Origin of the sequence: Variovorax sp. KK3, assembly GCF_001984055.1 — a bacterium.
In the GTDB taxonomy this organism is placed as follows: domain Bacteria; phylum Pseudomonadota; class Gammaproteobacteria; order Burkholderiales; family Burkholderiaceae_C; genus Variovorax.
Genome location: NZ_LYVO01000070.1, coordinates 17,378 through 40,097, shown reverse-complemented (window position 1 = coordinate 40,097; position 22,720 = coordinate 17,378). Strand labels below are relative to the sequence as shown.

25 protein-coding genes and 1 pseudogene are annotated in these 22,720 nt (G+C 67.9%); 8 read left to right on the top strand and 18 right to left on the bottom strand.

Going from position 1 to position 22,720, the window contains the following annotated elements:
• Window positions 1-43: 43 nt before the first annotated feature.
• Genes hpaE through hpaR form a run of 5 tightly spaced genes read right to left on the bottom strand, consistent with a single transcriptional unit; the run spans window position 44 to window position 4,339 of the window.
• Window positions 44-1,504: a 5-carboxymethyl-2-hydroxymuconate semialdehyde dehydrogenase gene (hpaE, locus tag B0W80_RS26250; protein ID WP_077002098.1), complete on the bottom strand. Its 1,461-nt coding sequence runs from the start codon at window positions 1,502-1,504 to the stop codon at window positions 44-46.
• Between the two features lie 8 nt (window positions 1,505-1,512).
• Entirely contained in the window at window positions 1,513-2,499 is a 987-nt protein-coding gene (locus B0W80_RS26245; RefSeq protein ID WP_077002097.1) for a tripartite tricarboxylate transporter substrate binding protein, read from the bottom strand.
• A gap of 42 nt (window positions 2,500-2,541) precedes the next feature.
• A complete protein-coding gene (locus B0W80_RS26240; RefSeq protein ID WP_077002096.1) occupies window positions 2,542-3,294 on the bottom strand; it encodes a fumarylacetoacetate hydrolase family protein in 753 nt (250 codons plus the stop codon).
• Window positions 3,291-3,914, bottom strand: coding sequence for a fumarylacetoacetate hydrolase family protein (locus B0W80_RS26235; protein ID WP_077002095.1), 624 nt, complete (start codon window positions 3,912-3,914; stop codon window positions 3,291-3,293). Before B0W80_RS26235 ends, B0W80_RS26240 begins: the two co-directional genes overlap by 4 nt.
• Window positions 3,911-4,339 carry a homoprotocatechuate degradation operon regulator HpaR gene (gene hpaR / locus B0W80_RS26230; protein ID WP_256856692.1) on the bottom strand — a complete coding sequence of 143 codons (429 nt, stop codon included), beginning with the start codon at window positions 4,337-4,339 and terminating at the stop codon, window positions 3,911-3,913. Before hpaR ends, B0W80_RS26235 begins: the two co-directional genes overlap by 4 nt.
• Window positions 4,340-4,456: 117 nt before the next feature.
• Between hpaR and radA the strand changes: the two genes are divergently transcribed.
• Window positions 4,457-5,854 (top strand): DNA repair protein RadA, encoded by a 1,398-nt coding sequence (gene radA / locus B0W80_RS26225; RefSeq protein ID WP_077002093.1) that lies wholly within the window; start codon window positions 4,457-4,459, stop codon window positions 5,852-5,854.
• A 22-nt stretch (window positions 5,855-5,876) separates the two neighbouring features.
• Window positions 5,877-6,359 (top strand): glycerate kinase, encoded by a 483-nt coding sequence (locus tag B0W80_RS26220; RefSeq protein ID WP_077002092.1) that lies wholly within the window; start codon window positions 5,877-5,879, stop codon window positions 6,357-6,359.
• Between the two features lie 38 nt (window positions 6,360-6,397).
• Here the strand turns inward: B0W80_RS26220 and B0W80_RS26215 are convergent, their stop codons facing one another.
• Genes B0W80_RS26215 through B0W80_RS26200 form a run of 4 tightly spaced genes read right to left on the bottom strand, consistent with a single transcriptional unit; the run spans window position 6,398 to window position 10,451 of the window.
• On the bottom strand, window positions 6,398-7,378 hold the full coding sequence (locus B0W80_RS26215) for a tripartite tricarboxylate transporter substrate binding protein (protein WP_077002091.1): 981 nt from the start codon (window positions 7,376-7,378) through the stop codon (window positions 6,398-6,400).
• A gap of 53 nt (window positions 7,379-7,431) precedes the next feature.
• Window positions 7,432-8,421, bottom strand: a complete 990-nt coding sequence (locus B0W80_RS26210) for a tripartite tricarboxylate transporter substrate binding protein (protein WP_179107030.1) — start codon at window positions 8,419-8,421, stop codon at window positions 7,432-7,434.
• A gap of 34 nt (window positions 8,422-8,455) precedes the next feature.
• The gene (locus tag B0W80_RS26205) at window positions 8,456-9,553 is read right to left on the bottom strand and encodes a mandelate racemase/muconate lactonizing enzyme family protein (RefSeq protein ID WP_077002090.1); all 1,098 of its coding nucleotides are present in this window, start codon (window positions 9,551-9,553) and stop codon (window positions 8,456-8,458) included.
• Window positions 9,554-9,566: 13 nt separating this feature from the next.
• Window positions 9,567-10,451 (bottom strand): TauD/TfdA family dioxygenase, encoded by an 885-nt coding sequence (locus B0W80_RS26200; protein WP_077002089.1) that lies wholly within the window; start codon window positions 10,449-10,451, stop codon window positions 9,567-9,569.
• A gap of 97 nt (window positions 10,452-10,548) precedes the next feature.
• Between B0W80_RS26200 and B0W80_RS26195 the strand changes: the two genes are divergently transcribed.
• The 3 genes and pseudogenes from B0W80_RS26195 to B0W80_RS26185 all read left to right on the top strand — a co-directional run bounded on the left by B0W80_RS26195 (window position 10,549) and on the right by B0W80_RS26185 (window position 11,355).
• The gene (locus B0W80_RS26195; RefSeq protein WP_077002088.1) at window positions 10,549-10,752 is read left to right on the top strand and encodes a LysR family transcriptional regulator; all 204 of its coding nucleotides are present in this window, start codon (window positions 10,549-10,551) and stop codon (window positions 10,750-10,752) included.
• Between the two features lie 38 nt (window positions 10,753-10,790).
• Window positions 10,791-10,982: pseudogene (locus B0W80_RS36530) on the top strand (LysR substrate-binding domain-containing protein); the annotation flags it as partial.
• Between the two features lie 40 nt (window positions 10,983-11,022).
• Window positions 11,023-11,355: a LysR substrate-binding domain-containing protein gene (locus tag B0W80_RS26185; RefSeq protein WP_077002087.1), complete on the top strand. Its 333-nt coding sequence runs from the start codon at window positions 11,023-11,025 to the stop codon at window positions 11,353-11,355.
• Between the two features lie 10 nt (window positions 11,356-11,365).
• On the opposite strand, the gene B0W80_RS26180 is transcribed toward B0W80_RS26185, so the two are convergent.
• The gene (locus tag B0W80_RS26180) at window positions 11,366-12,346 is read right to left on the bottom strand and encodes a recombination-associated protein RdgC (RefSeq protein ID WP_077002086.1); all 981 of its coding nucleotides are present in this window, start codon (window positions 12,344-12,346) and stop codon (window positions 11,366-11,368) included.
• A 127-nt stretch (window positions 12,347-12,473) separates the two neighbouring features.
• Here B0W80_RS26180 and B0W80_RS26175 point away from each other — a divergent pair, with 127 nt between their 5' ends.
• The 3 genes from B0W80_RS26175 to B0W80_RS26165 all read left to right on the top strand — a co-directional run bounded on the left by B0W80_RS26175 (window position 12,474) and on the right by B0W80_RS26165 (window position 14,796).
• Window positions 12,474-12,683, top strand: a complete 210-nt coding sequence (locus B0W80_RS26175; protein ID WP_077002085.1) for a zinc-finger domain-containing protein — start codon at window positions 12,474-12,476, stop codon at window positions 12,681-12,683.
• An 80-nt stretch (window positions 12,684-12,763) separates the two neighbouring features.
• Window positions 12,764-13,903 (top strand): HD domain-containing protein, encoded by a 1,140-nt coding sequence (locus B0W80_RS26170; protein WP_077002084.1) that lies wholly within the window; start codon window positions 12,764-12,766, stop codon window positions 13,901-13,903.
• Complete coding sequence (locus B0W80_RS26165) at window positions 13,855-14,796, top strand: hypothetical protein (RefSeq protein ID WP_077002083.1); 942 nt, start codon at window positions 13,855-13,857, stop codon at window positions 14,794-14,796. The genes B0W80_RS26170 and B0W80_RS26165 overlap by 49 nt, the downstream gene beginning before the upstream one ends.
• Here B0W80_RS26165 and B0W80_RS26160 read toward each other — a convergent pair.
• The 8 genes from B0W80_RS26160 to B0W80_RS26125 form a co-directional block, all read right to left on the bottom strand.
• Window positions 14,778-16,037 (bottom strand): O-antigen ligase, encoded by a 1,260-nt coding sequence (locus B0W80_RS26160; protein ID WP_077002082.1) that lies wholly within the window; start codon window positions 16,035-16,037, stop codon window positions 14,778-14,780. The genes B0W80_RS26165 and B0W80_RS26160 overlap by 19 nt on opposite strands.
• A gap of 123 nt (window positions 16,038-16,160) precedes the next feature.
• The gene (locus B0W80_RS26155; RefSeq protein ID WP_077002081.1) at window positions 16,161-17,342 is read right to left on the bottom strand and encodes an ATP-binding protein; all 1,182 of its coding nucleotides are present in this window, start codon (window positions 17,340-17,342) and stop codon (window positions 16,161-16,163) included.
• Window positions 17,343-17,354: 12 nt separating this feature from the next.
• On the bottom strand, window positions 17,355-18,071 hold the full coding sequence (locus B0W80_RS26150) for a response regulator (RefSeq protein ID WP_077002080.1): 717 nt from the start codon (window positions 18,069-18,071) through the stop codon (window positions 17,355-17,357).
• Between the two features lie 139 nt (window positions 18,072-18,210).
• On the bottom strand, window positions 18,211-19,830 hold the full coding sequence (locus B0W80_RS26145) for an NAD(P)/FAD-dependent oxidoreductase (RefSeq protein ID WP_077002079.1): 1,620 nt from the start codon (window positions 19,828-19,830) through the stop codon (window positions 18,211-18,213).
• A gap of 5 nt (window positions 19,831-19,835) precedes the next feature.
• On the bottom strand, window positions 19,836-20,651 hold the full coding sequence (locus B0W80_RS26140; RefSeq protein ID WP_077002078.1) for a beta-ketoacyl synthase chain length factor: 816 nt from the start codon (window positions 20,649-20,651) through the stop codon (window positions 19,836-19,838).
• Window positions 20,648-21,844: a beta-ketoacyl-[acyl-carrier-protein] synthase family protein gene (locus B0W80_RS26135; protein WP_256856691.1), complete on the bottom strand. Its 1,197-nt coding sequence runs from the start codon at window positions 21,842-21,844 to the stop codon at window positions 20,648-20,650. The genes B0W80_RS26140 and B0W80_RS26135 overlap by 4 nt, the downstream gene beginning before the upstream one ends.
• 95 nt (window positions 21,845-21,939) lie before the next feature.
• Window positions 21,940-22,383, bottom strand: a complete 444-nt coding sequence (locus B0W80_RS26130; RefSeq protein WP_083745647.1) for a type II toxin-antitoxin system VapC family toxin — start codon at window positions 22,381-22,383, stop codon at window positions 21,940-21,942.
• A complete protein-coding gene (locus B0W80_RS26125) occupies window positions 22,380-22,712 on the bottom strand; it encodes an Arc family DNA-binding protein (protein ID WP_218668951.1) in 333 nt (110 codons plus the stop codon). The genes B0W80_RS26130 and B0W80_RS26125 overlap by 4 nt, the downstream gene beginning before the upstream one ends.
• Between the last annotated feature and the right edge of the window lie 8 nt (window positions 22,713-22,720).

Below are 22,720 nucleotides of genomic sequence, written 5' to 3'. Positions count from 1 at the left end.
GTTGGGTGGGGGGAGCCTGTTGCGCCCCGAAGGGGAACGGCATTCATGCCGTTCCCCAGTGCGGGATGTGATGCGAGCCGAGCGACACGGCGACGTTCTTCGGTTCGCAGAACACCTCGTAGCTCCAGGTGCCACCTTCGCGGCCGGTGCCCGAGGCCTTGGTGCCGCCGAAGGGCTGGCGCAGGTCACGCACGTTCTGGCTGTTGACGAAGCACATGCCGGCCTCGATGGCGGCGGCCACGCGGTGTGCGCGGCCGATGTTCTCGGTCCAGACGTAGCTCGACAGGCCGTACTGAATGTCGTTGGCCAGGCGGATCGCGTCGGCCTCGTCCTTGAAGGGGATCAGGCAGGCGACCGGGCCGAAGATCTCTTCCTGCGCGATCTTCATGCGGTTGTCGACGTCGGCGAAGACGGTGGGGGCCACGTAGTTGCCCTTGCGCACGCGATCGGGCAGCGAAGGGACTTCGAGGCCGCCGCACAGCAGCGTGGCGCCTTCCTTGGGGCCGAGTTCGATGTAGCTGCGCACCTTGGCCAGGTGGCCCTGCGAGATCATGGGGCCGACGATGGTCGTGTCGTCGAGCGGGTCGCCGACCACGATGCGCTTCGCGCGCTCGGCGAACTTCGCGGCGAAGTCGGCGTAGATGCTCTGTTGCACCAGGATGCGCGAGCCGGCGGTGCAGCGCTCGCCGTTGTTGCTGAAGATCATGAACACGGCCGCGTCGAGTGCGCGGTCGAGGTCGGCGTCGTCGAAGATCACGAAGGGGCTCTTGCCGCCCAGCTCCATGCTGAACTTCTTGAGGCCCGCGCTCTTGACGATGCGGTTGCCCGTGGCGGTGGAGCCGGTGAAGGAGATGGCGCGCACGTCGGGGTGCGCCACCAGCGGCTCGCCGGCTTCCTTGCCGTAGCCATGCACGAGGTTCAGCACGCCGGGCGGAATGCCGGCCTCGAGCGCCAGCTCGCCCAGGCGCGCGGCGGTCAGCGGCGAGAGCTCGCTCATCTTGAGCACGGCCGTGTTGCCGAAGGCCAGGCAGGGCGCGACCTTCCAGGTGGCGGTCATGAAGGGCACGTTCCACGGCGAGATCAGCGCGCACACGCCGACCGGGTGGAACAGCGTGTAGTTCAAATGCGTCGGGGTGGGGTAGGTGTGGCCGTCGACGCGCGTGCACATCTCGGCGAAGTAGTAGAAGTTGTCGGCCGCGCGCGGCACGAGCTGCTTGCCGGTCTGCGCGATCACCTGGCCGCAGTCGTCGGTCTCGGTGCGCGCGATCTCGGGCACGTGCTTCGCGATCAGGTCGCCCAGCTTGCGGATCAGCTTGGCGCGCTCGGGTGCGGGCATGCCGGCCCACTTGGGGAAGGCCTCTTTGGCGGCTGCGACCGCGGCGTCGACTTCGGCTTCGCCGCCCGAGGCGACCTCGGCCAGCACCTCCTGCGTGGCCGGGTTGACGGTCTCGAAATAGTCGCTGCCGGCGACGGGCTTGCCGGCGATGAGGTGGTCGATCTTCATGGGGTCCTTCAATCCAGTTTGATGTCGCGCGCCTTGATGAGGGCGTGCCACTTCTTGCGCTCCGATTCGGTGTAGCGCGTCATTTCGGCGGCGTCGGCGGGCTTCGGGTCCCAGCCGGCATCCGTCAGCTTCTGCCGCACGCCAGGGTCGTTCATGGTCTTCATGAGGTCGGCGCCCAGGCGGGCCTGGATGTCCTTGGGCGTTGCGGCCGGAACCACCACGCCTTGCCAGGCGAAGGCCTCGACGACGGGGAAGCCGAGCTCCTTGGCGGTCATCACGTTCGGCAGCTGCGACATGCGCTCGCCCTGCAAGGCGATCAGCGGAATGGCCTTGCCGGCCTTCACGGCGCTCACACCGCTGGGCAGGTCGAGCACCATCAGCGGGATCTGGCCGCCCATCAGGTCCTGCAGCGCGGGTGCGCCACCTTTGTAGGGCACGTGCAGCACCTGCACGCCGGCCTCGCGCTGGAACAGCTCCAGGGCCAGGTGGTGCGGGCTGCCGAGGCCGGGCGTGGCCACGCTGTACTTGCCGGGCGAGCGCTTGAGTTCGGCCAGCAGCGCCTTGGCATCGGTGAAGCCCGTGTTGGGCGAAGCGGTGATGACGAGCGAGGAGCGGCCCATCATGCCGATGAGTGCGAAGTCCTTCTCTGCGTCATAGGGCAGCTTCTTGTAGAGCGCGGGGTTGTAGACCAGCACGCCGTTGTCGGCCGACATGATGGTGTAGCCGTCGGCCGGCGAACGGGCCACGTGCTCGGACGCGATGATGGCCGCGGCGCCTGGACGGTTGTCGATGACGACTGGCTGTCCGAGGCTCTGCGACAGCTGCGCGCCGGTGGTGCGCGCGAGGAAGTCGGTGCCGCCGCCGGCCGGGTAGCCGACCACCCAGCGCACCTGCTTGTTGGGGTAGGCCTGCGCGGACGCGTCGAGCGCGACGAAGGAAGCAGAGGAAGCGGCGAAGGCGAGCAGTGCCGCGGCGAAGCGGTGGAATCGTGTCATGCCTTGTCTCCTGTGGTTTGAAATTCGACGACCGCCGCGCTTTCAGCCCGCGACGATGGTGTTGGTGAGCGCGCCGATGCCGTCGATCTCCGTCACCACCACGTCGCCGGGGCGGCAGTCGACCACGCCGTCGGGCGTGCCGGTGAGGATCAGGTCGCCCGGCGCGAGCGTCATGAAGCGCGAGAAGTACTCGATCAGGAAGGGCGCGTCGAAGATCATGTCGCACGTGTTGCCCGATTGCGTGAGCTTGCCGTTGACGGTGGTGCGCAGGTCCAGCGCCATCGGGTCGGGCACGTCCTTCGCGTCCACCAGCCAGGGGCCGATCGGCGTGCAGGTGTCGCGGTTTTTCACGCGCAGGTTGGGGCGGTACCAGTTCTCGAGGTAGTCGCGGATCGCGTAGTCGTTGGCGACGGTGTAGCCGCCGATGAAGTCGTAGGCGTCGTCGCGGCGCACGTTGCGCGCAGCCTTGCCGACCACGATCGCGAGCTCGCATTCGTAGTGCATGAACGTCACGCCGGCCGGGCGCCGCGTGTGCTGGCGGTGACCGATCAGCGAGGCCTGGCCCTTGACGAAGACCAGCGGCTCTTCGGGCGCCTTGAACTCGAGTTCCTTCGCGTGGTCGGCGTAGTTGAGGCCCAGTGCGAGGATCGTGCGCGGGCGCGGCGTGGGCGCCAGCGGCGGCAGCCAGACCACGTCGTCGAAGCCGACCAGGCGGCCGTCGGCCAGCAGCAGGCGGCCGTCGCGTTCGGTCGCTGCTTGTTCTACGCCTTCGAAGGTGATGCGTGCGTGCTTCATGCCGCTTCTCCCGCCAGCGTGTTGGACAGCGTCTCGAAGCCGGGTGCGCTGATGTCGATGCGATCACCGGGCTTCGCGAGCGGGCGGTTGGCATCGCAGCCGAGCATCAGCACGTCGCCGTGCGCGAGCGTCATGAACTCGGTCACGTCGGCCAGCAGCTGAGATGCGTTGCGCACCATCTGCGAAAAGTCGACCGCTTGACGCACCGTGCCGTTGACGCGGACCTCCAGCTTGAACTCGGCCGGGTCTGCGACCTCCTGCGCATCGCGCATCGACGGGCCGATGCCAAGGAAGCCGTCGAGGCACTTGAACTTGACCGGCGGGCGGAAGAAGCTGGCATGCGGCACCGACAGGTCGTTCATCAGCACGAAGCCTTCGACGTCGCCATCGGCGCCGATCACCATCGCGATGGTGGCGCCGACTTCGACCTCTGGCACCGCGGCCGGCACTGCGATGGCGGCGTCGTGCGGCGACCACGTGTTGGCCGTCTTGACGTACAGCACCGGCGCCTTGGGCGGTGCCTTGTAGGGCGGCTGGTTCATCTGCGGCGCGAGCGCGTCGACTTCCGCGCGGAAGTTGAGCAGCACGCCGTAGACGGTGCCGGTGGGAAGAAAACTCATGGTTGCTCCAGTTCGATCACTTCGTCGAGCAGCAGGTAGAGCTGCGCCAGCTTCTGCTTGCCGAGGGATTTCTCCATGTAGGCGTAGTGCGATTCGATCGATTGCGAGAGGCTCTCGACCATGCGCATGCCCTTGGGCGTGGCCTCGATGACGGTGCGGCGCTGGTCGGAGGGGTCGCGGTAGCGGCGGATCAGGCCGTCGCGTTCCATGCGCGCCAGCACGCCCGTCAGGCTGGGGCCGAGGATGAAGGCCTCGCGCGCGACGCGGCCGGTTTCGACCAGGCCGTTTTCGCCGAGCACCCGCAGCACGCGCCATTGCTGGTCGCTCAGGCCGTGCTCGCGCAGGCTGGGGCGCGTGTGGGCCATGACGGCTTCGCGCGCCTGCAGCAGCAGGCGGGGCAGGTTGCGGTGGACGAAGGTGCTCATGAGGATTCGACGAAGGGCTTGATTATTTAACATGTTAAATTTTTTTCAAGTCCTTGACCCGCTCTTATTGCGCCGGGTTTTCCCTGATCGGCATCGAGCGCTCCCTACACTCGGGCGATGGCCAAGGAAAAAACCCTCTTCGTCTGCTCCGAATGCGGCGGCACCAGTCCCAAGTGGCTCGGCCGCTGCCCCAGCTGCGGCGCCTGGAACACGCTGATCGAGCAGGTCTCCGGTCCGTCCGCTGCGGGCGGCGGCAACAACCGCTTCGGCGCTTCCTATGCGTCGCTCGCGGGTTCGGCCGACCTGGCCGTGCTGTCGGAGATCGAGGCCAGCGAGGTCGCGCGCGCACCCACCGGGCTCGACGAACTCGACCGCGTGCTGGGCGGCGGCATCGTGGCAGGCGGCGTCACGCTGATCGGCGGCGATCCGGGCATCGGCAAATCGACGCTGCTGCTGCAGGCGGCCGATGCGCTGCAGCGCGCGGGGCAGAACGCGCTCTACGTGACCGGCGAAGAGAGTGGCGCGCAGGTCGCGCTTCGTTCACGCCGGCTCGGGCTGGAGCTGTCGCAGGTGCAGGTGCTGCCCGAGATCCAGCTCGAAAAGATCCTCGCCACGCTCGACGCGCACCGGCCCGCGATCGCGGTCATCGATTCGATCCAGACGATCTACTCCGATCAACTCACCTCAGCGCCGGGCTCGGTCGCGCAGGTGCGCGAATGCGCCGCGCACCTCACGCGCTTCGCCAAGGCCAGCGGCACGGCGGTGGTGCTGGTCGGCCACGTCACCAAAGAAGGCGCGCTGGCCGGTCCGCGCGTGCTCGAGCACATGGTCGACACGGTGCTCTACTTCGAAGGCGACACGCACTCCGCCTTTCGCCTGGTGCGCGCCATCAAGAACCGCTTCGGCGCCGTCAACGAGATCGGCGTGTTCGCCATGACGGAGCGCGGCCTCAAGGGCGTGACCAATCCCAGCGCGATCTTCCTGAGCCAGCATGCCGAGCCGGTGCCGGGCAGCGTGGTGCTGGTGACGCTCGAAGGCACGCGCCCGATGCTGGTCGAGATCCAGGCGCTGGTCGACAACGGCGGGCCGAGCCCGCGCCGCCTGTCCGTGGGCCTGGACCGCGATCGCCTCGCGATGCTGCTGGCGGTGTTGCACCGCCATGCGGGCGTGGCCTGCATGGACCAGGACGTGTTCGTCAACGCCGTGGGCGGCGTGCGCATCAGCGAACCGGCGGCCGACCTGGCGGTGATGCTCGCCATCACCTCGAGCCTGCGCGGCAAGCCGCTGCCCAAGGGCTTCATCGCCTTCGGCGAGGTCGGATTGGCCGGTGAAGTGCGTCCCGCACCGCGCGGCCAGGAGCGCTTGCGCGAGGCCGCCAAGCTGGGCTTCAGCGTGGCAGTGGTGCCCAAGGCCAACGCGCCGCGCAAGGGCACGAAGGAGATCGAGGGGCTGACGATCCATCCGGTGGAGCGCATCGAGGAAGCCATGGACGTGGTGCGCCAGCTGTCCCAATGAGCCGCCGCGTGACGCGGCGACAATGCGCCCCATGAATTACGGCAAAGTCTTCGTGCCCCTCGCGGGCCTGCTGCTGCTCGTCGGCTCGTACCGCGCCTATGGCTGGGCCGGCGTGGCCTTCGCAGCCGGCGCCATCGTCATGTTCCTGCTGATGCACTTCAACCGCACCATGCAGGTGTTGAAGCGAGCCGCCGACCGGCCCGTGGGCTCGGTGGCCAGCGCGGTCATGCTCAACGCCAAGCTCAGGCCCAAGGTGAACCTGCTGCACGTGATCGCGATGACGCGCTCGCTCGGCGAGCAACGCACACCGAAGGACACGCAGCCCGAGGTGTTCCGATGGACCGACAACGGCGGCTCGTGGGTCGATGCCACCTTCGTCAATGGCAAGCTGACCGAATGGACGATGGTGCGTCCCGAAACGCCGGAAGACGCGCTGCCTGCCGATCCACCCAGTGCCGACGCGGTCAAGCCGGGCGCTGCGGACGCATTGCGGCCACCGCTGTAGTGCCATCGGGACGGGATCGAACGAGCCCCCGTCCCGGCCTACTGCACCGGCTTGTACTGGATGAGCTTGCCCACGCGTTCCCAGCGCGCCGAGTCTTCCGCCATGTAGCGTGCGAAGTGCGCCTGGTCCAGCGGCATCAGCACCGAACCCTGCTGGATCAGCGCCTCCCGGACAGCCGGCAGGCGCATCACCTTGAGCGCGGCCTCCGACAGCCGGGCGAGGACCGATGGGGGCGTGCCCGCGGGGGCGAGCAGGCCGTTCCAGAAGCCGATCTGGAAATCGGCCACGCCCGCCTGTTCCATGGTCGGAATCGCATCGAGCGCCGGGAGGCGATCACGCGAGGTGACCGCGAGCACTTTCAGCCGCCGGGTGTTGGCGTATGGCATCAGCGGCACCGGGTTGCTGAACATCAGCTGGACGCGGCCCGCAGCGAGGTCGGTGAGCGCCGGCCCGCCACCCTGGTAAGGCACCTCCTGCCAATCGAGACCGAGCTTGGTCTTCATCAGTTCCGTCACCAGGTTCTGCGGCGAACCCGGTCCGGTCGATGCGTAGTTCAATTTGCCGGGGTTCGCCTTGCTGTAGGCCACCAGTTCGGGAAGGGAGCTGACCGGGAGCGACTCCGCCACAGCGAGCGCGACCGGCGATTCCGTCAGCAAGGCCACGGGCGCGAAGTCCTTGGGCTTGAAGGGCGTGGAGGGTTCGATCGCGGGGCGCAGCGTGGCGTTGCCGGTGTCCAGCAGCAAGGTGTATCCGTCCGGTGCGGCGCGGGCGACCGCAGTGGTGCCGATCAGCCCTGACGCGCCAGGTCTGTTGACGACGACGAACGACTGGCCGAGCGCCTTGCTCAGTTCGGCCGTGACGATGCGCGCCAGCGTGTCGGTGCCGCCGCCGGCCGGATAGGCGACGACCACCTGCACCGTCCTTGTCGGATAGTCGGCTTGCGCCTGGGCCGCCGAGCCCAGCAGCCAGACGCCTGCGACGGCGAAAGACCGCCACCAGCGGATTGCATTGCCCTTCATCGAGTGTGTCTCCTTGTTCTGTCTCGTGTCGCACTGCTCCACCTTACTCCGCACTACTCTGCGCTGACGCCGAGCTTCTGCACGACGTCGGCCCACTTCGCCACTTCGCCCTTCACGAATCCCGTGAAGTGGGCCGAGCTCGTGTCGGGCGAGGGCTCGAGGTACATCGCTTCCAGTTTTTCGCGAATCTGCGGTTTGGCCACCGCCTGCCCGATCTGGCTGCTGAGCTTCTGCACCACCGGCGGCGGCGTGCCGGCGGGTGCGAACACTCCGAACCATCCCGTCTCTTCGACCGATGGATAGCCGAGCTCGACCACGGTCGGCACCTGCGGAAAGAAGCGGCTCCGCTCACGCGATGTGACGGCGATGGCCTTGAGCTGGCCGGACTTGAGAAAGGGCACCGCCGCGCCCGGCGTCACAAACATCATCGACACCTGGCCGCCGATCAGGTCGGTGATAGCCGGTGCGCTGCCGCGGTACGGCACGTGCTGCATCGGGATGCCCGATGCCTTGGCCAGCGCAAAGCCGGCGATGTGCTGCGGCAGCCCCACGCCGGGCGACGCATAGGTGAGCGGCGCGCCGGCCTTGCCCTTCGAAATCAATTCGTCGAGCGTTCGGATGCCGCTCTTGGCCGAGACCACCAGCAGGTCCGGCGCGGTGCCGATCAGGGCGACGGGAACGAAGTCGGCGACCGGGTCGTAGGGGCGGGGCTTGATGAGCGCGGGCACGATGGCGTTGGTCGCGACCTGTCCCATCAGCAGGGTGTGCCCGTCGGGCGCAGAGCCGGCGACCAGCTTGGTACCGATGATGCCGCCCGCGCCGGCGCGGTTGTCCACCACCACGCTCTGGCCCAGGCTCTGCGACAGCTCCGCCGCGGTGATGCGGGCGATGGCGTCGGTCCCGCCCGCCGGGGGGCCGGCCACGACCATCACCACCGCCTTGGCCGGGTAGTCGCCGGGCGGCTGCGCGGCCGTGGGCGCAGCGCCGAACGCCAGCAAGGCCGGGAACACCGACAGAACGCAGGCCTTGTACAGATGTCTCACGTGTTGCCTTTCATGGCGGCCTGCGCCGCGGTGTTCATGCATCTCGAGCCGCCAGCGTCCGCGAGCCGAATGCGGCTCGCCGCAGGGTGCACCGTTCCACGCGTTCGGCGTCGAGCCGCGGCCAGTAGCCCGCGGGAATGCGGATCGCGCCGTTCGAGAACGTCAACGGGTTCTCGAAAACGCGTTCGCGCGTCTTGAGGAAGCCGTTCATCTCGCCGGCGTTGTCGATGGCGTGCGCAGCGACGCAAGCCTCCGCCCAGCAGCCGATCTCGAGCGAGACGCCGTCGCCCAGCACAGGCACGAGCCCGTGGGCGCGGATGCGTTGCAGCCCCTCGACCAGCATGTCGACGCTGCCCATCTTCTTGAGCTTCAGCTTGACGAAGCCCACGCCGTCGATGGCGCTGGCGCGGTCGATGTCGCCCAGGTCGTAGATCGACTCGTCCAGCATCACCGGCACGGCGGAGCGTGCCGCCACGGCCGCGTTGGCACGCCAGTCGTCCAGCGGGCACGGCTGTTCGAACAGCTCGATGCCTCGCGGCACGAGACGGCTCGCGAAGGCGATGCCGTCGGCCGAGTCGAAGCCCTGGTTCGCATCGAGCCGCAACGTGGCGCGCTCGCCGACCAGGGCCTGGATGCGGCCCACGTGGTCGAGGTCGCGTTGCCAGTCGAAGCCGACCTTGACCTTGAGCGTGCGAAAGCCTTTCGCCAGCGTGCTTTCGATCTCGTCGGCGAGGGCCGCGGGCTCGGAAGATTGCACCGGTGCCAGCAACGGCACCTCGACGTCCGTCCGCAGGGCGAGCAGGGAATGCTTGTCGAGCATGTCCAGCGCGGCCAACACGGCGCTGGCCGCGCCCACGCCCTCGTGCACGCTGTTCACGGCGACGGCCCGGGCTGCCTGCGTGTCGAGTCCGACCACGCGCGATGCCAGGTGCTCGCACAGGCGCCAGGAGCCTTCGACGGTCTCGGTTGTGTAGCCCGGGATGATCAGGGCCTCGCCGAAGCCGTGCTCGCCCTCGTTGCCGTGGAGCTCGACGACGAAGGGGTCGAACCGTTCGATCTTCGCCAGCGAGACTTCGTAAGGCACCCGCAGCGGCAGGTCGACCTGCCGCACGCTGGCCCGTTCGATCTTCATGCGAGGCACCTCGTCAGTGCACGGCGGCGCCGGCGATCTGCGTGCGGTACATCAGCCGGCGAGCGCTCGGGTCGAAAGCGTCGCGCCGATGCATCGTGCAACTGTTGTCCCACATCATCACGTCGCCGACCTTCCACACCTGGGTCCAGGTCAGCTCGGGGCGGGTCGCATGTGCCCACAGTGCGTCGAGCAAGGCTTCGCTCTCTTCCAGCGCCATTCCCACGACATAGGCATTGCGGCGCCGGCCCAGCAGCAGGCAGGACCGGCCCGTCACGGCATGCACGGACACCAGCGGATGAGAGGCCCCCACGGTGTGCCGCGGATCGGTGTTGTCCGCAAAGCCCAGCCGCAGTTCGCCCGCGCTGTTGCGGCTCGCGTCGTGGATGCATCGCAGTCCGCGGATGCGCGACTTCATGGCGGGGTCGAGCGTCTCGTAGGCCTGGTACATGTTGGCGAAATGCGTATTGCCGCCGGCCGGAGGCACTTCGACCGCGTACAGGCAGGCCCCGCGCGGCGGGCGCTCGTTGTAGGTCATGTCGGCGTGCCACACGGCCTCGCCGTCGCCCAGCGCGCCGAGGGGCTTGCCACCGACCTTCACGTTGGAGATGACCGTGATGGCGGGCGGCAAGGCGTCGTGCTCGTCGCTCATCGCGCCGCTCGCCGTGGGTCGCTTGTCGAGTGCGCCGAAGTGCTGCGAAAAGGCCGCGAGGTTCTCCAGCGTCAGGCGCTCCTGCCCACGAAAGCGCAGCACCAGATGACTGGCCCATGCAGCCTGGATGGCATCGACGGTCTCCGGCGACAGGGCTTCGTTCAGGTCGATGGCGCCGATATCCGCGCCCAATGCGGCGCCGCTGGGCGCGACCGTCGGTGCGCGAGTGACTTCGATGATGCTGCTCATGGCCTCTTTCGTGTCGGTTGTCTCAAGTGGTGAGCCGAAGATATCGGCAGCCCATTTATCCGACAATTTCTAAATTCGAATGTATTTATCCAGCTGAATGATCAATGTCTCGTTTCGCCAGATCGAGGTCTTCCTGGCCGTCTCCTCCACCCTGAGCTTCAGCCGTGCGGCGCGTCTGTGCCACCTCTCCCAGCCCGCGCTGAGCGCCAACATCAAGCGTCTGCAAGACACGCTGGGCGCACGCCTGTTCGACCGCCATACGCGCAAGGTGACGCTGACTGCGGTGGGCAAGAGTTCCTGAAGGCTGCCTCGGCCGTGTCCGAGAACGTGGCGTCCGCCATGTCGAGGGTCCAGGACTTCGTCTCCGGCAAGCGCGGAAGGCTCGTGGTGGCCGCTGCGCCGTCGATGGCCGCCACCTTCGCGCCGCGCGTCATGGCGCGCCTGGCTGCCGACCATCCGGCGCTGGACCTCCAACTGCACGACGAGCTCTCGGACGTCAGCATCGATCTCGTGCGCAAGGGCATGGCCGACGTGGCGCTGGCTCCTTTTCTGGGCGACGCGCCGGACCGTCATGAACCGCAGCAGCAGCGTGCGGCAACTGGTCGACCAGCAGTTCGCGCGCAACGGCGGTGGCTTGCGGCCAGCCTTCGAGGTGGCCCACGTCGGCACGATGCTGGGGCTCATCGCGGCGGACCTCGGCATCGGCGAACTGCCGGAGTCCTTTCTGCACAACATCGACATGACGGGCCTGGTGTACCGGCGCATCGGAAGCCGCGCCGCCTACCGGACCATCTGCGCGATCACATCGAAATCGCGCGGCCCGTCGCCGCTGCTCGCCAGTTTCCTGGCGCACTGCGACGAGGTCGCCGCCATGGTCGTTCGCGAGCGCGGCGTGGCCGCTTGACGCGCAAAGCTCAGAACGGCGCGGTTTCGTCAGCCAGTTCGGGCGCTTCGGCTGCGCGGCTGCGCGGGCCCGGGTCGGCCGGTGCCGCGCCCAGTTGCATCTCGCCGCCCAGCGCCTCGATCAACTCGGGCATGAGCTGTCCCAGTTCGCCGGTGGCGATCGCGGCGTCGGCGTCGAAGTTGTCTTCCTTCGTCGAGCCGGATGCGCCTTCCGCGGTGCCCTCCAGAAACGCGATCTTGCGCAGCTGCATGCCCTCCGTGAGCTCGAAGGACACGCGGTCGTCCCAGGTCATGGCCAGCCGCGTCGGACGCTTGCCGTCGGCGATGTGCTGGCGCACCTCTTCGATGTCGAGCGGGTGCTTGGCGTAGCGCACCACTGCCTTCGATTCGTCGGTGGCCTTCAGCTCGCATTCGCGGTCGATCGTGAACCCGGCGGGCGGCTCCTGCGTCGACAGCCAGTCGGCCATGGCGACGGCCGGCTCGACCTGCGTGTTGACCAGCGACACGCCGAAGCCTTCGAGCGCCTTCACGAGGCTGGTCACGACTTCGTCGGCACGCTGTGCGTTGCTGGCGTTGATCACAAGCCGGTGCGTGGCCGGATCGATCCACACCGCGATGCGCACGTGGCGCGTGAAGGCCAGCGGCAACAGCTCGAGCGTGATGTCGTCCTTCAGGACTTTCATTTCCTTCTTGCCGGGCTTGCGGCCGGTAGTGGCTTCGATCTGCGCAGCGCGCTCCTCGACCTTGCGGCGCACCACCGAGCCGGGCAGAGTCTTGCTCTCGATCATGTATTCGAGCAGCCACTGGCCGCCGATGGATTCGACCAGCGGGCCGTTTGCTGCGCCGCGCGGCTCGACCCAGCCGGCGGCCTTTTCCTGCGAGGGGCCGCAGGGCACGAAGCGCGCGCCGTCCAGGCGCTGCTCCACGTCGGTCAGCGGCTGCGACCAGCCTGCCTCGATGCGATAGACGATGACGTTCTTGAAGACGGACACGAGAAGAGAACCCTTTTCCTGGCTGGTTGGCAAAGCCGTGCATTGTCGGCGGGCCGGTGGCGGACCGCGCCGTAAAATCGCAAACTTTTGCGACGCCTTCCCCCAGAGGACAACAACAGAGAAGCACATGAGCGCCAATGCCGTGATCGAATTGCTGGGCCAGGACCTCAACCACCAGGGCGGTGTGTTCTGTCCCAATCCCAAGGCCCAGATGAAGCTCTGGAACGCCCATCCCAAGGTCTATCTCGACGTGGCCCGCACGGGAGAGGCCAAGTGCCCATACTGCGGCACCGTGTACCGGCTCAAGGCCGGCGAGGCCGTGAGCCGCGGCCACTGAAGCGGGCCTCGAACGGCGCAGTCCAAACGCGAGCAAGTTTCGCGTTTTGAAGCCGTGACCTTCGGTTACAGTGCCCCTCGATGGGGAGCCCGACCAAGTCCATTCCGCTTCCGGCGCTGCCGCCCGGACCACGCACACGTGCCGCGCGACAGCGTGCGGCCTTCGGCGCCAGAAGCCTCCTCGAGGGTCTTCAGTCCGAACTGATCGCGGAGCTCGCGCAGACCGAAGTGGTGGCGCGGCTGCGCAAGGTTTCCTTTCTCGGTGCCATCGACCACTCGCCGTGGGCCCGGCACGCACAGGCCTATCTGACCAGCCGCTTCGATCATTCGATCGGCGTCGCGCTGCTCGCGAAGAGCGCCGCCCGCAAGCTGAAGCTTTCCGCGCGCCAGCGCGACACGGCATTGGCCGCGGCCTTGCTTCACGACGTGGGCCACGGTCCACTGTCGCACTCGCTCGAATCGGCATTCGCGAAGACCTTCGGCATCGACCACCACAAGGCGACCGAAGACCGCATCCTCGGCCCGAGCGCCAGCTCGCGGGCGCTGCGCGCCGTGCTCAAGCAGTTTCGGGTGGATGCGAACGAGGTCGTGCGCTTGATGAACGGCGAGGCCGAGCACCCGCTGGCCGCGTTCTTCTCGGGTCCGATCAACTTCGACACGGTCGAAGGCATCCTGCGCACGGCCAACTACCGCGGCGGCGTGCGCACCGGGCTCGACGGCGGCACCACGATCGATGCGCTGGTCCAGGTGTGGATGGGTCACGCGACGCAGGACCTGGTCGGTGTCCTCGATCGTTTCTGGCAAACCAAGGGTCTGTGCTACAGCCAGCTGGTTCGCGGCAACCTGGGCGTGGTCAGCGACCACAAGTGCCAACTGTTCTTCGATGCCAACCGGCATCGCTTTCGCCCCGAGCACTTCGCTTGGGACGACGCCGCCTTCTCCTCGCATTTCCCCGAACTGTTCTGCTGGCTCGGCGATGACGCCGCGCCCGCCGTCAAGCTTCCGGACCGTTCGAGCATCGCCTACGTTCGGCGGCTGTTCGAGGTTTCCACTTCGCATTCACTGGGATCGTCCACGCTGGTATCGATGCGTGCGCGATATCGACAGCACAAGAAGCCAGCCGTCCTCGACTGGCCGCATCGAACCACCACTGCAAGGGAGCCTTTGACGATATGGGAAACCAACTTGAGAAGCGCGACAGCTTCAGCAACACCGTACTGACGAATTTTCGAGAGGCGCTCGCCGGCGCGGGGCTGCCGTCGAACTGCGCCGTCGTCATCAATGGGTCGCTGGCTCGGCGCGAAGCATCGGACCAGAGCGACGTCGACTACTTCGTCCTGTACGAGGGCAAGGTTGCCGAAGACGATCTGCAAGCCATCGACGCCGCCATGGCGCGCGCGATCACGGCGCAGGGCCTTCGTCCACCGGCGACGCACGGCGCATTTGCGAAGCCCGAATCGATCGACAACTTTCTGCTGAACGTCGGCGGGGACAACGATCCGAACCACAAGCTCACCCGCAGGATGCTGTTCATGCTCGAAGGCGAGTGGCTGACGCAGCGCGAGCTGTTCGAGCGTTTCAGGGCGCGGCTCATCCAGGAGGTCTACACGCGCCAGGAACTGCGCGACGACCAACTCGCGCGGTTCTTCCTCAATGACCTCATCCGGTATTGGCGGACCATCGGCGTCGACTTCGAGTTCAAGACGCATGAAGCAGGCAAGGCCTGGGGCACCCGCAATCTGAAGCTCGCCTTTTCGCGCAAGCTGCTGTACTTCAGCGGACTGCTGATGGCGGCCGAGACCGCTCAGCGAACGGTCGATTCGAAGATCGAAGTTCTGCGCAAGCTGAGCGCGATGACGCCGATTCAGAGAATCAGGGAGATCTTCCAGAACGACGCCGACAAGGCGCTACGCATCTACGAAGAATTCCTGGAACGGCTGTCCGACGCCGACTTCCGGAAAGAATCCGACGCCGTCACCCAGGACTGCGAGCAGCGGCCTGCGTCCTTCCAGGACCTCAAGAACCGCGGCCAGCATTTCTCATGGGAGCTCGACCGATTGCTGCGCGTCGCCTACGGCCCGCGACATCCGATCCATCACGCGCTGGTCTTCTGAGGAAGGCGCGTGCGGCGCGGCAGAAGGCCGCGCCAGGCATCGCCGACGGGTTCCTGAGCCAGGCGCAGGTAAACCGTCGACACCCACAGCAGGCTGAGCCCGATCTGCGCATCTCGCAGAGCCGAGTTCGCATTGGTCGCGATCAATGCGATCAATTGGGCTGCGAAGGCGTAGCGGCCGTACAGGTCATCGCGCCGCCATGCCACCCATACACCGGTCAGCATGATCGCCAGCAGGCTCAGCACACCCGGGATGCCGGCCTGCGAGCCCATCCACAAGAAGTCGTTGTGCGGCATGTTGTAGTCGGCCAGCAGCTTGGGGCCGCGCAACTGCCATTGCTCGGTCCACCCGCCGATGCCCCAGCCGGTGAACGGCCGGTCGAGGATCATGCGGCCGGTGTCGCGGTACATGTAGTAGCGCACCACCCAGCTGCCTTCGGACACGGCGCCGCGCTGCGCCGCTTCGAGTTCCTGCACGCCCAGCTCGAACTTCTGCTGCACCGCGGGCGAGTTCCAGAGGGCCACCGAAACGACCACGCCGCCAGCAATCATCGCGAGTGCCAGCACCTTGAGCTGCCGCCGCCACTGGTGCAGGCAGGCCGCCGGAATCACCAGCAGCAGGGCCAGCAGCGAGGTCCGCGAAGGCAGGCTGAAGGTGATGACCACGGCCACCACCAGCGTCAGCGCGAAGGCGACGGCGGCGCGCATCGGCCGTTGCTCCGACAGTGCCTGCAGGCCGAACACGGCCGCCGTGGCGCCCAGGATGGTGAAGAGCAGCGCGTTGCTGATCGACTTGTTGCCGACCAGGAAGATCACGCCGCGGAAGGGCTCGACCACCGGGAAGTACATGCGCAGATACACGGCGGTCCAGAAGCCGGCGATCAGCACCAGGTTGAACAGCGCCATCAGCAGGAAGCCGCGCATCGCCCACACCGCCTCTTCGCGCGACAGGGCCAGCGCCATGTACAGCGTGGCGGCGATGCGCAGGCCGTGGACCAGGTTCGATGGCGTCTGTGGATAGATCGGCTCCAGCGCCAGCACGACGAGCGTCCACACCACGTAGATCGTGATCGGCCACCACATCGGATTGGCGCGCAACCGCTGCATGCGCTCGCGCCATCCGCCGGCCACCAGCAGCGCGACCATCATGAGCAAGGCCGCGAGATAGGGCACGCCCACCGGCATGAACACCGTCAGCCCCCAGAACATGGCTGCGGGGCGGACGAGTAGCGATCTCTGCATGGACGCGGATTCTAGGTGGCGCTCCGTGTCTACCTGACCTGCCTGGTCAGCTGCCGCCGCCGCCGGGCGTCTCCGTCGGGGGTGGAGTTACACGCAGCGAAGCGAAGTGAAAAGCCGGGGGCCCTAGTTCGGTAGAGCAATGACGAAACTGGCCCCACCCCCGGGCCGGTCTTCGCAGCGCACGCTGCCGCCATGCCGCTCGGTGATCGACTTCACCAGCGCCAGACCGAGCCCCACGCCGCCATTGCGCTCGCTGGCGCCGGGCAGGCGATAGAACGGCTCGAAGATGCGGTCGCGCAGCGCAGCCGGCACGCCCGGCCCTCGGTCGTTGACGCGGATCTCGGCTTTGCCGCTCTGGCTGTCGAGTTCGACGCTGATCTCGCCGGCGCCGTAGCGGCGCGCGTTCTCCAGCAAGTTGCGAATGGCACGGCGCAGCAGGCGCGGCACGCCGCGCACGGTCAGCGCCTCGCTGCTCGTGTGCTCGGCCACGTCTAGGTCGGCATCGATGCGCGCGCATTCCTCGGCCGCCAGCCCGGTCAGGTCCACCGCCTCGACGGTGCCCATGTCGGCTTCCTTGGCGTCGAGCCGGCTGGCCAGCAGGATCTCGTCGATCAGCTGGTCGAGCTCGGCGATGTTGCGCGCGATCTCCTCGCGCGCGGTCGGGCTGGGGCGCTCGCTCATGAGCTCCAGGCCCATGCGGATGCGGGCCAGCGGCGAGCGCAGCTCGTGCGAGGCATTGGCCAGCAGCGACTTGTGGGAGCGCACCAGTTCCTCGATGCGGGCGGCCGCGGCGTTGAAGCGGTTGGAAAGGTCGGCCACTTCGTCCTGGCCCTCTTCGGCCACGCGCACCGACAGGTCGCCTTCGCCCCATCGCTGCACACCGCGCTGCAATACTTCGAGGCGCTTGGTGATCTGTCGCACGATCGGATAGACGCCCAGCGCGACGGCCACGCCCACCAGCGCGATCATCCAGCCCAGGCCGAAGGGCGTGCGCCAGGGCGCGATGCCGCTGGTGCCGGTCCGCGCGCGCTGGGCCACACGCAGCGACAGGTTGCGGCCGTCTTCCAGCGTCACGTCGAATTCGAGGCCCTGGCCGGGCACGCGCACGGCGCTGCCGACGCCGATGCGGCGATCGTCTTTGTCGAGCACCACCACTTCGCGCGGCACGGCCGACATGCGCTCGCGTTCGCTCTCGGCCGCTTCGCGCACGATCCAGTTGGCGGTGAGCGTGAGGATGACGACGCCGCCCACCACCGCCAGCCAGATGCGGACGTAGAGGTGGCGCCGGTACAGGTCGATCAGCATGTCGAGACGGCCCTAGTCCTGCTGCTTGGCGAAGACGTAGCCGACGCCGCGCACCGTCAGGATGCGCTTCGGATTCTTGGCATCGACCTCGATCGCCGCACGGATGCGGCCCATGTGCACGTCGATCGAGCGGTCGAATGCTTCCAGCTCACGGCCGCGCACGGCCTCCATGATCTGGTCGCGCGTCAACACCCGGCCGGCGCGCTCGGCCATGGTCACCAGCAGGTCGAACTGGTAGGACGTCAGCTCCGCCGCCGCGCCGGCCACGGTCACGCTGCGCGCGTTGCGGTCGATCTCGAGCGAGCCGAAGCGCATCACCGCGGCGGGCGTCGCGTCGCTGCCGGTCTCGCTGCGCCGGCGCAGCACCGCGCGGATGCGCGCCAGCAGCTCGCGTGGCTCGAAGGGCTTCGGCAGGTAGTCGTCGGCGCCGATCTCGAGGCCGATGATGCGGTCCATCGGATCGCCCTTGGCCGTGAGCATCAGCACGGCGACCTTCGCCAGCGCGTTGTTGGGCAGCGCACGGATGCGGCGGCAGACCTCGAGGCCGTCGGTGTCGGGCAGCATCAGGTCGAGGATCACCAGGTCGGGCGAGCGCTGCTGCAGCATGTCGAGGCCGCTGCCGCCGTCCAGGGCGTGGTGAAAGCCGAAGCCCGATTGCGTGAGGTATTCGCCCACCATCTGCGCGAGGCGGGCGTCGTCTTCGATCATCAGGAGCTGGGGGGTGCTCATCGTTCTCCTCGCACGGCACTGCGGTTGTCAAAGGTCCGGCGCGGGGCCGGTGGGGTTGTCTCGAGCGTCGTCGCGCGGCGACAAGCAGGCTTGAACGCTCCGTAAAGATGCCGTAAACCTTGCTGCCACTCGTATCCGCTCACAGAGCGAACAGCATGGGTGCGGCAGGGGCGACCGGAGTGTCGGCGTGCGCGGCCAGGACGGCTAGCAGGGCGCCATTGTCCAGCGCCGGATGCTCGTCGCAAGCGCGCTGCATGATCTCGGTGGCGAGCGCCTGCAGCTGGGCGGCCGATGCACGCACGCGTGTCTTGAAGGCCTCGTCGTCCAGCCGGTCGTTCAGGCTGCGGTTGAGTTCGGCGAACCAGGGCAGCGCTGCCTGGTCCAGCATCACCGCCCGATTGCGCTTGGCGCTCCGGGCCGACCACGCGCGCAGGAAGTCCTGCATCGCGACGTTCAGGCGCTGGCAGTGCTGCAACTCATCGCGCACCGTGCCGAGCAGCGCCAGGTCGGTCAGGCGCTGCTGAAAGAAGATCTGCGAGAGCACGCCCCAGTAGTAGGTGTAGTCCCAGATCACCTTGGCAGGCAGCACCTCCGGGTCGCCGAACAGCGTGTACTGGTTGCGGTAAAGCGCGAGCGTGCTTTCGTAGAACGAGTGGTAGATCTGGTCGTAGAGCTGGGCCCGCGCCGCCACCGCATGGCCGGCGCGGTCGTGCGCGATCAGGTCGGTGATGTAGGTGTTGCTCATCGCGATGAAGTCGCTGCCCGGCGAGTAAAAGGGGTCGAGGAACAACCCCGCCTCGCCGGTCAGCGCCCAGCGCTGGCCCGAAAACACCTGCTTGCAGCCATAAGAGAAATTGCGAAAGAACGCGAAGTCCTGCAGCAGGTGACGCTGGCCGTCGAGCTCGTCGAACAGGCGCGGCTGCCATTCGCGGAACCAGTTCATCGCCTTGTCGAAGCTGTCCATCGTTTCCAGCGGATGCGCACGCGGGTCCGCCACGATGCCCACCGAATGCGAGCCCGAGGCCAGCGGAATCAGCCAGACCCAGTAGCCGGTGCCCACCAGGTGGTTGGTCGACAGCCACCGCGCCTGCGGCTCGCAGCGGGCCTGCCATTCGGCGTTGTCGGACCAGTCGTCGATGGTGATGCGGGCCCCGATGCGGAACCACACGGCATGGCAGTCGTGGTCGTTGGGCTGCGCGAGCGCCAGCTTGCGCTTGAGCAGCCCGGCGCGGCCGCAAGCGTCGACCAGCCAGCGTGCGTGCACCACATGCGTCTCGCCGCCCTGCGTCCATTCGAGCCGGTGCAACTCGCGCGGGTCGTCGGCCAGGTCGATGCGGCGCACCATTGCATCGTCGATGAATCGAACGCCGGCGCGGGCGGCTTCTTCGGCCAGGAAGTTCTCGAAGATGCCGCGGTCGATCTGGTAGCTGGGCACCGACAGATAGCGGCTGGCGCCGATCTCCGTCACCTGGTCGATGTCGCGGCGGCCCTCGCTGAAGAAGAAGCGAAAGCCGAACTTGCGCAGCTGCTCGCCATGCATGTGCGGCTTCAGCCCCAGCACCGTGTCGAAATAGTGCGCGCCGATCTCCACTGACGATTCGCCCACTTTGTGCGCCGCATGCGGCACCGGGTGCGCGCGGCGTTCGAGCACCACCACGTCGATGTCGCCGAGCCGCTGCCGCAGCTGCAGCGCGAGCGTCAGCCCCGCGAGCCCTCCGCCCATGATCACGACGTCGTGGCGGGAGGGGGCGGGTGTCATGGTGGTCAGCCTTGTGGTGTGAGCTGCAACCGCAGCGCCAGGCGGTCGCCCAGCGGCAGGTCCAGCGGCCCGGCCTCGCTGCGCGCGAGGGCCTCGAAGAAGGGCAGGGCGTCGGCCATCGCGTTGGACGCGAGCGCCTCCGAGGCGGGCGTCAACGCGCGTGGCGTCGCCGGCGTGCCGGCCGCGAGCGACCAGTCGAAGGCGGCCACCGTGCGCGCGGTGCGTTCGGGCGCCACCACGACGGCCACCGCCAGCAGCTCGCGGCTGTCGATCACCGTGCCCAGCGCGCCCACGGACGGGATGTCGAAGCCGGCCAGCAGCACCGCCTGCCCATCGGCCGCACACTGCGCCGCCGCTTCGAGCAGGCCGGCCGCGAAGGTGTGGCCGTAGGCGGTCAGCGAATTGCTCGCGGCATTGCAGCCGGTGCCGATGGTCCAGTAGCCGACGGCCGCGTTGTGCACCGAGTTGTGGAACTTGATCGGCGACAGCAGCTTGGGGTCGGCCGCCAAGGTGCCGCACATGTAGTCGTTGATGCCCAGGTCGCCATGGGCCGAAGCGAACACGCAGGGCAGATCCTTGGCGTCGCGGCCCGACGCGGCGATGGCCGCGGACGAGACTTCGAGCGCCAGGGCGACGGTGTCGGGCGCACGCCGGCGTTCGGCGGGTGCCAGCAGCTGCGGCGACGGGCGCCTGGCGGGCGGGTCGGCCGGCTGGCCCTGGCCGCGGAACACGGCACGGGCCGTTTCCCAGCCCGGCAAGGCGGGCGACCAGAAGGCTGGGCCCTCGATGTACAGCGTGGGGGTCGGCCTGGCTGTGCTCATGCCGCGACCCCCTTGCCGAACACCAGCGAACAGTTGTTGCCGCCGAACCCGAAGGAGTTCGAAAGCGCATGGCGCACCTCGCCCTGCGCCGGCTGCAGCCGGATTTGCGGCCCGCAGCCCGGGTCGGGCACGGTGGTGTTGACGGTGCCCGGCAGCAGGCCCCGCTCGATCGCGAGCAGGCTGATCACGGCCTCGACAATGCCGGCCGCGCCCAGCGTGTGGCCGGTGAAGCCCTTGGTCGAGCTGGCGTGCGTGCCGGGCGGGAAGCGGCGCGCCACCAGCGCGCCCTCGACCTCGTCGTTCTTGCTGCTGGCGGTGCCGTGCATGTTGATGTAGTCGATCGCGTCGGGCGTGAGGCCGGCGCGTGCCAGCGCGTCGTCCAGTGCGCGCTCGGCGCCCAGGCCTTCGGGATGCGGCGTGGACATGTGGTGGGCGTCGCTGGCCTCGCCGTAGCCCAGCAGCTCCAGCCGGCCGCGGCCGCGTTCGAGCAGCGCGAAGCCCGCGGCCTCGCCCAGGCTGATGCCGTTGCGCTCGGCATCGAAGGGGCGGCAGGGTTGGGGCGACACCAGTTCGAGCGAGTTGAAGCCGAAGAGCACGCTGCCGCACAGCGTGTCGACACCACCCACCACGGCCGCGTCGACCAGGCCCAGGCGGATCAGGCGCTCGGCCGAGGCGAACACCTTGGCGCTGGACGAGCAAGCCGTCGACAGGGTTTCGACCGGCCCTTCGAGGCCCAGCGCTTCCTGCACGAACATCGCGAGCGAATGGGGCGTATGCACCTTCGGCCGCCGCTGCTCGTCGGGAAAGCGGCCGTCGGCGGTGAGCTGCGTGTAGGCCAGTTCGGTCTCGCCGATGCTCGAGGTCGAGGTGCCGAGGATCAGGGCGATGCGCGCCGGCCCGTGGCGTTGGCGCGCCGCGGCCACCGCCTCGAGAAATCCGTCGGCCTGCAGGCCCAGCCAGGCCAGGCGGTTGTTGCGGCAGTCCCAGTGCGCCAGGTCTTCCGGCAGGCTGGTTTCTTCGAGGCCGTCGACGCGGCCGATCCAGGTGGGCAGCGGCTCGGCGCCGAAGTCGTTGGCGCGCAGGCCGCTTTTCGACTGGGCGAGCGCGGCGGCGAGGGCTTCCTTGCCGACGCCGACGGCCGAGGTTGCGGTGAAGGCGCTGATCTGGAGGGGTGGAATGCGGGAGGGCGGCACGGCAGATTGAAAAGGACGTGAGATGCGACGTAGATACGTTGAAAGACTAACAGCTGGATCAGCTTCGACGGTGCCGTGAATGTCCTACGGCGCCGTCAGGACAAGGAACCCAGGTGCGCCTGTGCGGCCTCGGCGAGCCGGCGGTCGAAGGTCGCGAGCGGTGCCTTGAGTTCGGCGGCCAGCCAGAGGTAGCCGGCGTCGTAGGCAGAAAGCTCATAACGAGCTGCCAGCTCGTATTGGGCCAGCGGGTCGACCGCATGCAGCGAGATGTCGAGCGCCGAGTAGTCGGCCAGCGCTTGCGACAGCAGTTCGTGCGGCCAGTCGAAGCGACGTTTCTTGAGGGCGACGCTCGAAATCTCGTGACCGAGCAGGTTGGGTGCATGCAAGCGATGGCCGAACAGCCGTGCCAGTGCCTCGTCGCGCGTGGGCTCGTCGAACAGCACCGCGCTCAGCGCACTGCAGTCGACCACCATGGGCGGCCGCAACGCGAAGACCGCTGGGGGCTCGGCGACGTAGAGGGCGGAGGACGGCGCGCTCATCGTGCGTCGCGCTCCGAGCGAATGATGTCGACCGCGTAGGGCCCTTTGTCGACGGGTTGCGGAAATCGCTCACGGTGCTCGGCCGCCAGCTGCTCGAGCGACTTGCTGCCGTTGCGAAGGATCGGCAGGCCGCCAAAGCCCACGCCGACGACTTCGGGCGCCGGCGCGGGTTGCAGCGCCGACTGCGCCGGCTGCATGGCCTGTTGGATGATTGCCATCAGCTCGCCCTGCAGCGAGCGGTGGTTGCGCGACGCGCGCTGTCGTAGTCGTTCGGCAAGGTCGTCCGGGACGTCCTTGATGGATAACGTGGCCATGGTATCGATCTCCAAAACGGCGC